Annotated in this window: 6 protein-coding genes; 1 reads left to right on the top strand and 5 read right to left on the bottom strand. The window is 69.2% G+C overall.

Annotated features, from left to right (window positions below; genetic code table 11):
- Positions 1 to 58 precede the first annotated feature (58 nt).
- From ACWGO0_RS06150 to ACWGO0_RS06135, 4 genes are all read right to left on the bottom strand, one after another.
- Positions 59 to 1,327, bottom strand: coding sequence for a hypothetical protein (locus ACWGO0_RS06150; protein WP_453528701.1), 1,269 nt, complete (start codon positions 1,325 to 1,327; stop codon positions 59 to 61).
- Positions 1,317 to 1,880: a DUF6114 domain-containing protein gene (locus ACWGO0_RS06145; protein ID WP_453528698.1), complete on the bottom strand. Its 564-nt coding sequence runs from the start codon at positions 1,878 to 1,880 to the stop codon at positions 1,317 to 1,319. The genes ACWGO0_RS06150 and ACWGO0_RS06145 overlap by 11 nt, the downstream gene beginning before the upstream one ends.
- A 97-nt stretch (positions 1,881 to 1,977) precedes the next feature.
- Complete coding sequence (locus ACWGO0_RS06140; RefSeq protein WP_453528695.1) at positions 1,978 to 2,631, bottom strand: DUF6230 family protein; 654 nt, start codon at positions 2,629 to 2,631, stop codon at positions 1,978 to 1,980.
- Between the two features lie 599 nt (positions 2,632 to 3,230).
- Positions 3,231 to 4,190 (bottom strand): tetratricopeptide repeat protein, encoded by a 960-nt coding sequence (locus ACWGO0_RS06135; protein ID WP_453528692.1) that lies wholly within the window; start codon positions 4,188 to 4,190, stop codon positions 3,231 to 3,233.
- A gap of 340 nt (positions 4,191 to 4,530) precedes the next feature.
- Here ACWGO0_RS06135 and ACWGO0_RS06130 point away from each other — a divergent pair, with 340 nt between their 5' ends.
- Positions 4,531 to 5,196 carry a TetR/AcrR family transcriptional regulator gene (locus tag ACWGO0_RS06130; protein WP_453528689.1) on the top strand — a complete coding sequence of 222 codons (666 nt, stop codon included), beginning with the start codon at positions 4,531 to 4,533 and terminating at the stop codon, positions 5,194 to 5,196.
- Here the strand turns inward: ACWGO0_RS06130 and ACWGO0_RS06125 are convergent.
- Positions 5,172 to 6,872: an acyl-CoA mutase large subunit family protein gene (locus tag ACWGO0_RS06125; protein WP_453528687.1), complete on the bottom strand. Its 1,701-nt coding sequence runs from the start codon at positions 6,870 to 6,872 to the stop codon at positions 5,172 to 5,174. The genes ACWGO0_RS06130 and ACWGO0_RS06125 overlap by 25 nt on opposite strands.
- Between the last annotated feature and the right edge of the window lie 30 nt (positions 6,873 to 6,902).

Below are 6,902 nucleotides of genomic sequence, written 5' to 3'. Positions count from 1 at the left end.
CCTCCTGAAGAGGCGCGGCCCACAGCCGTTCTGCGGCTCCCGAACGGGACTGCTCCGGCTAGCTGTTGCCGCCGGTGAAGTAGTTCGACAGTCCGGGCACCTTGAGCGAGCCGCCGAACTGTCCGGCCTGCGTCACCTTCACCTTGGTGAAGAAGGCGAAGGGTACGTTCAGCGGCGGCGGGGTCTCCGGGCTGAACGTGACCGGGATGAGGCCGAAGAGGTTGCCCTTCAGCTCCTCCGTGTACATCGTCACCTCGCCGTTGCGGATCGTGGACGTGGAGCCCTTGTCCGATGTGACGTGGCCCGTCGTGCCGGCCGGTCCGACCGTCAGCTGGTGGAGGTCCTTGATGTCGATGGAGCTCGCGGTGAACTTCAGCACCTTCTTGATGCTGCCGTCCGCCCGCTTCACCTCGACGATGCCCTTGTAGTCGAGCCCGTTGAGCGTGAGCATCGTCGATTCGAGGACCCACGGCTCGTTCGGGAGCAGCGGGATGCCCGGCTCCAGCTCGGCCGCGGCGAGCGCCTCGGGGTCGGCTGTCGGACACGGGAAGCGCTCCTTGGCGCCGTCCGGGATGTCCTCGTCCTTCACCGGGTCGAGGCCCTTGACGCCCTCGTCGAGCTCTTCGACCTGCTTGCCGGCCCGGTCCGCCGCGTCGCGGATGGCGTCGGCGGTCTTGTCGACCGTGTCCTTCGCACCCTCGGTCGCGTCCTCGACCGGCTTGGTCACCGGCTCGCTCGCGGGGGTCTCCGAGGGCTTCGGGGCCTCGGTGGTGGGAGTCGGGGACGGGCTCGCCGTCTCCTCGTCCGGTCCGTCGAAGATGTCCTTGAGCGCGTCACCGACACCGAGGGGGTCGAGCGGGTTCTTCGTCTCGGTGGGCTCGGGCGTCGCGGTCGGCGTCGTCGCGGCCTTGCCGTCCTGCGCCGAGGTGGCGGGCGCGGTCGAACTGGCGGAGGGCTTCGGCGCGGCCGATTCGGTCGCCTCCGGCTCCTCGGCCTTGTCGGTGGCGCCGGCGCTCGGCGTGGCGCTCGGAGTCGGAGTCGCTGTCGGCTTCGGCTCCTGCGACTCGCTCGGCTCGTCGGAGCGGGTGACACAGGGCCCGGGAGCGAAGGGGATGTCCGAGGCGTCGTCGGCCATCGCGAGCTTGGGGGTGAGCCCCATGCCGACGAAGACCGCCGTGGGCATCGCCGCGAGGGCGAAGGCCTTGCCCGCGGGTATGTGAAGCTTCGTCAGCAGCGACTTCCTCGGGGCCGCGTGGCGCGGTCCCTTGCGCTCGTGGAGGTCCTCGCCGGTGACGGTGTTCATCGGCTGTCCGTCGTCACCCCGCACGATGCCCCCCGCCCTCGGCCTCGGCTGCCGTGTCGTACGCGGCCGGCTGCTGCTGGGGCACAGCCGCCGCCCTGTGCAGCGCGTCGTCCTCGGAGTGCGCGTCCTGAGGCTGCTCCTGCGGCGCGGCCTTCTCGTACGGGTCCTCGGCCGCCGCCGGCTCGCCCGGTGCCCAGGAGATGGACAGCGCGCCACCCAGCATGGAGAGCAGGAAGCCGATCAGGAAGCCGCCGATGTTGGCGACGGGTATGGAAATCAGCGCCAGCAGGATCGACGCGACACCGGCGAACACCCGCACGATGTGGTGGAACCACATCGTCAGACCCAGCGTGATCAGCAGGACCCCGATGATGAGGGATCCGGCGCCCGCGGTGGTCGACATCGCGATCGTCATGTTGCCGAGGTGCATGTTCGCGTACGGGAAGTAGGCGATGGGTGCACCGCCGACGATGGTGAACAGGCCCGCCCAGAACGGCCGGTTACCCCGCCAGGTGCGGAATCCCCGCCGGAAGACGGTGAGGTAGTGCTCGTTCTGCCCTGTGGACTCGGGGCTCATGGAAAACAGCTCCCTGGAACCGGTACTGCTGTGAGAAAGAGAAAAGGGTGGGCGGCCGGAGGCTCTCAGGGAACGTTCCGGCCACCCGGGCGAGTGCTTAGAAGCACTCCTTGACGCCCTTGTGCAGCTTCAGACTCAGGTTGCTGAGCCGGAAGGTGCCGGCCGTGGTCGCCCAGGCCGTCTGCTCCACATTGGTCAGCGTGGCCTTGTCGGCGCGCTGCCCGAAGCCGTTCGGGTTGGCCTGGGTCTTGGGCTGAATGCCTATGCCCCCGGGCTTGTTCGGGTCGTCCAGGGAACCCGCCGCAACACCGATGTCGATCTGCTCGAAGTACGCGTCGGCGTCGAGCTGAGCGATATCCAGGTAAAGGTTGGTCGCCTTCACCGGCTTCTTCGGGTCCGTACCGGCGCTCAGCTCCAGGCTGACGCTGCCGAGACCGAAGGGCAGGTTGGGCGTGACCACCGACTGGCACATGTTGGTGATCGTGGCCTTGCTGAAGCCGGACACCGCCACCGGATGGGCGGCCTTCTTGCCCTCCAGGTCCGTACCGACAGCGACGCTGCCGTACTGGACGAAGTCCTCACCGACGAGCTTGTCCGTGCTGACCTTGAAGCTCTGGCCGGACACGGCGAAGGACGCGGCGAGCGCACCCTGCGCGAGACCGACACCCACAGCGGCGGTCGCGACGACGCTCGGCACCATGACCAGAGCGAAGCGCTTCCATCTCGTCCCACCGCGGACTTGGGAACTCATAAATTTCCTCCTTCTCGGACGTACATCTCCGGTCGGGCTCGTGCCCGTCCTGGGATGGGAGAAGTGCTACGTCCTCGGGAAGGAGAGCGCCCGGACCGGAGGCGCGTACCGCTTCCGAATCACCGGCGATCACCCCCGAGCGACAACCACTGGTCACGCTTCTGCGCAACCGGTTCCGGACAGGCCCTGCCGAACGGCAGGAACCCCCCTGTCCGCGATCGGCGCCACTGCCGCCGACCCACCCGGTGGGGACCCAACAGAGCCGCAGGTCCCGACTGGCCGTCGGGCTGGCGGTATTGGACCGAGCCTGGCCGATCGTGGTGCATTCACGCCCGTGACACAAGGGGGTTCGTTACTCGCTAGTAACGGCCCGATAACCGAGCCGCGACAGGGGGGCATCGACCGGCCACACAGGGTGGTGTCAAGCGGACACCGGAATAAGGAGAATGGGGCCCTTAAGCGGACAGATCCCAGGGTGCGACTTACTACGAGTAACAGTTCGCATCTTTGTCAAGATTTGGTAAAGCGGAGGGGTCTCTTAGCTCCCCGGACGCGAAAACGGCCGTGGTGCCCGAGGGCGCCACGGCCGTGTTGTCACCTCAGAACAAGACGCGTGCGAGGGCCGCGCGCGCGGCGGTGACCCGGGGGTCGTCCGGTCCGATGACCTCGAACAGTTCCAGGAGCCGCACCCGCGCGGCGTCCCGGTCGTCGCCGAAGTTGCGGCGGACGGCCTCCACGAGGCGCCCGAACGCGTCCTCGACGTGACCGCCCACGAGGTCCAGGTCGGCTGCGTCGATCTGCGCCTTCACGTCGTCCGGCTTCTCGGCGGCGTCCTTGCGCACCTGCTGCGGGTCCATCTTCTGGACGCGGCCCAGCAGGTCGGCCTGGGCCAGGCCGAGCGTGGCCTCGACGTTGGCCGGGTCGTCGGCGAGCACGTTCCTGTACGCCTGGACGGCGCCGCCGAAGTCGTTGGCGTCCAGGGCCTGCGCCGCCGCCTCCAGCAGTGCGTCGTACGGGCCCGCGGGTACCTCGGCCGGCGCCTGGCCCGCCGCGTCCTCGCCCTGCGCCGAGGGGTCGACGACGATTCCGGTGAGGCCGAAGCGCTCCTCGCCGACCTGGATCAGCTGGTCGAGGGTCTCGCGGATCTGGGCCTCGGGGGCCGCGCCCTGGAAGAGCGGGAGGGCCTGCCCTGCGACGACTGCGAAGACCGCCGGGATGCCCTGGATGCCGAACTGCTGCATCAGCATCTGGTTGGCGTCGACATCGACCTTGGCCAGCACGAAGCGGCCGTTGTACTCGACGGCCAGGCGCTCCAGCAGCGGCCCGAGCTGCTTGCACGGCTCGCACCACTCGGCCCAGAAGTCGATGACGACGGGAACCTCGGAGGAGCGGGTCAGCACGTCGCGCTCGAAGCCCGCTTCGTCGACGTCGATCACGAGGGAGCTGGGGGCCGCGGCACCGCCGCCGCCCTGCCGGGAGGCCTCGGCACGGGCCTGCTCGGCCTTGGCCCTGGCCTCACCGGCCGCTTTGACGGCGCCGAGGTCGACGACGCCGCTCATGGACATGTTCCTAGGCTGCATACGTACATCCTCCCCCCTGGGCATGCCGTTCCGGAAAGCGATACGAGAACCGGCTCCGTCCGCAGCCTCCGCCGGTGTGCGTGGCGCGCGGACAGACACGGTCCCGGGGCTACTGAAAGCCCCTGTTTCGGTGCCGGGTCCCCACCCGGCTCCTGTGGCTGTCGATCGGTCGTGGCGTGAGGCCGGTGTGAACCGTCGTCCTTACGCTACGACCCGTAGCGTAACTGCCGGGTACGCCTCCGGGGCAGGAGGTACCGGTGATCTGTCTCACGCCGACCGCGCACAACCGTCCGTACTTACCGGCGGGTATGGTCGCGGGATGCTCAGCCACAGCCACCCGACAGCCGCTCGAACCGGGCGTCCGCGCAGTGCAGCGGCGGACGAGGCGATCCTGGAGGCGACCCGTGCGTCCCTCGTCGATCTCGGCTGGTCCAAGCTGACGATGGGCGATGTGGCCCTGCGCGCGGGGGTCGCCAAGACGACGCTCTACCGGCGCTGGGCGGGCAAGAACGAGCTGGTGGTGGATGCCGTCGCGGTCCTCTTCGACGAGCTGGAACTCCCCGATCTGGGCAGCCTGTCGGCCGATGTGCAGGGAGTGGTGCTCCAGTTCGCCAACCTGCTGGAGCGGCCGGAGACCAAGACCGCGCTGATGGCGGTGGTCGCGGAGTCCACCCGCGACGAGGCGCTGCGGACCCGCATCCGGGACTCGATCGTGGAACGGCAGAAGCGCCTGGTGCTCCTGGGGCGGGAGCGGGCCCAGGCACGCGGCGAGCTGCCCGCCGAGCCCGACGCGGCCACGGCGGCGCGGACCGCGGATCTGATCTTCGATGTGATCGCCGGGGCCGTGGTGCACCGGGCACTGGTGAGCGCCGAGCCCGTCGATGCCGACTGGGCCCAGCGCTTCACCGTGCTGCTGCTCGCGGGGCTGGGCGCCGCCGCGTCAGGTCAGGACCGGACGGGTCAGAAGCCGGGCGGCTCCGTGTAGGTGCCCCACTCCTCGCGCAGGACTCCGCAGATCTCGCCGAGGGTCGCCTCCGCGCGTACGGCGTCCAGCATCGGCGCGATCATGTTCGAGCCGTCGCGAGCGGCGGCCAGCATCGCGTCCAGGGAGCTGCGGACCTTGGCGTCGTCACGGCGGGCCTTGCGGCGGCCGAGCTCGGCCACCTGCTCGCGCTCGACCTCGTGACTGACCCGCAGGATCTCCAGGTCGCCGGTGACGGAGCCGAGTGCCACGTTGACGCCGACGACGTGCTTGTCGCCCTTCTCCAGTGAACGCTGGTACTGGAAGGCGGACTCGGCGATCTCGCCGGTGAACCAGCCGTCCTCGATGCCGCGCAGAATGCCGGAGGTCATCGGCCCGATGGGGTGCCGGCCGTCCGGGTGCACGCGCGTGCCGCGTTCCTTGATCTGGTCGAAGATCTTCTCGGCGTCGGCCTCGATACGGTCGGTGAGCTGCTCGACGTACCAGGAACCGCCCAGCGGGTCCGCGACGTTGGCGACGCCGGTCTCCTCCATCAGCACCTGCTGGGTGCGCAGCGCGATCTCCGCGGCCTGCTCGGAGGGGAGCGCGAGGGTCTCGTCGAGGGCGTTGGTGTGGAGCGAGTTCGTGCCGCCGAGTACGGCGGACAGGGCCTCGACCGCGGTCCTGACGACGTTGTTGTACGGCTGCTGCGCGGTGAGGGAGACCCCGGCCGTCTGGGTGTGGAAGCGGAGCCACTGCGCCTTGTCGGTCTTCGCCCCGTACACCTCCTTCATCCAGCGGGCCCAGATCCGGCGGGCCGCGCGGAACTTGGCGATCTCCTCGAAGAAGTCGAGGTGCGCGTCGAAGAAGAAGGAGAGTCCGGGGGCGAAGGTGTCGACCTCCAGACCGCGGGACAGGCCGAGCTCCACGTAGCCGAAGCCGTCGGCGAGGGTGTACGCGAGCTCCTGCGCGGCCGTCGCTCCGGCCTCGCGGATGTGGTACCCGGAGACCGAGAGCGGCTTGTACGCGGGGATGTCGCGGGCGCAGTGCTCCATCAGGTCGCCGATGAGGCGCAGGTGGGGCTCGGGCTGGAAGAGCCACTCCTTCTGCGCGATGTACTCCTTGAAGATGTCGGTCTGGAGCGTGCCGTTGAGCACGGCCGGGTCGACACCCTGGCGCTCGGCGGCGACCAGGTACATGCAGAAGACGGGCACGGCGGGGCCGCTGATCGTCATGGACGTCGTGACGTCGCCGAGCGGGATGTCCTTGAACAGGACCTCCATGTCGGCCGCGGAGTCGATGGCCACACCGCAGTGCCCGACCTCGCCGAGCGAGCGGGACTCGTCGGAGTCGCGGCCCATCAGGGTCGGCATGTCGAAGGCGACACTGAGTCCGCCGCCGCCGGCGGCCAGGATCATCTTGTAGCGCTCGTTCGTCTGCTCGGCGTTGCCGAAACCGGCGAACTGGCGGATGGTCCAGGTCCGGCCGCGGTAGCCGGTCGGGTAGAGGCCCCGGGTGAAGGGGTACTCGCCGGGCCAGCCGATCCGCTCGAACCCCTCGTACGTATCGCCGGGGCGTGGCCCGTACGCGGGCTCCACCGGGTCTCCGGAGAGCGTGGTGAAGTCCGCGTCGCGCTTGCGGGCCTTGTCGTAACGGGCCTGCCAGCGTCGGCGGCCTTCCTCAATCGCGTCAGCGTCCATGGTTCGAATTTACTAGGACGTCCTAGTAAA

Source organism: Streptomyces sp. NPDC055749, from assembly GCF_053617235.1.
Note: the sequence above shows the minus strand (reverse complement) of the source record. Positions and strands in the feature narration are given on the sequence as shown.

Excerpts from the sequence above, each read along its gene's own strand:
- ACWGO0_RS06135 (WP_453528692.1), bottom strand. The coding sequence starts at position 4,190 with ATGAGCGGCGTCGTCGACCTCGGCGCCGTCAAAGCGGCCGGTGAGGCC.
- ACWGO0_RS06130 (WP_453528689.1), top strand. The coding sequence starts at position 4,531 with ATGCTCAGCCACAGCCACCCGACAGCCGCTCGAACCGGGCGTCCGCGC.
- ACWGO0_RS06145 (WP_453528698.1), bottom strand. The coding sequence starts at position 1,880 with ATGAGCCCCGAGTCCACAGGGCAGAACGAGCACTACCTCACCGTCTTC.
- ACWGO0_RS06125 (WP_453528687.1), bottom strand. The coding sequence starts at position 6,872 with ATGGACGCTGACGCGATTGAGGAAGGCCGCCGACGCTGGCAGGCCCGT.
- ACWGO0_RS06140 (WP_453528695.1), bottom strand. The coding sequence starts at position 2,631 with ATGAGTTCCCAAGTCCGCGGTGGGACGAGATGGAAGCGCTTCGCTCTG.